Below are 389 nucleotides of genomic sequence, written 5' to 3'. Positions count from 1 at the left end.
TGGCGGCCATCGGCGACGGCAACCTGTCCGTGAGCGAGGCCCAAGCCACCGAACTGACCGGCACCACCACCAACGTGGAAGACGGTCAAGTGGTCACGCTGACGGTCACCGACAGCCAGAACAACACCGCCACGTTCACCGCCACGGTGACCAACGGCGCGTTCAGCACCACCGAAGACCTGACGGCCGCCGGCCTGGTCGACGGCACCATCACCGTGGTCGCCGACGTCACCGACCAAGCGGGCAACCCGGCCAGCGACACCGAAAGCGCCACGCTGGATGCCGACAATGCTGACCTGCCGACCATCGACCTGGCGGCCATCGGCGACGGCAACCTGTCCGTGAGCGAGGCCCAAGCCACCGAACTGACCGGCACCACCACCAACGTG

Annotated in this window: 1 protein-coding gene; it reads left to right on the top strand. The window is 67.6% G+C overall.

Translation table 11 applies throughout. The features are described from left to right. Positions 1–389 (top strand): hypothetical protein (locus tag R0J92_RS21900; RefSeq protein WP_411053195.1); only part of this gene is annotated, 389 nt, incomplete at both ends.

Origin of the sequence: Tritonibacter sp. SIMBA_163, assembly GCF_046535935.1 — a bacterium.
GTDB lineage: Bacteria > Pseudomonadota > Alphaproteobacteria > Rhodobacterales > Rhodobacteraceae > Epibacterium > Epibacterium scottomollicae.
This window is presented reverse-complemented; position numbering and strand designations above follow the sequence as displayed.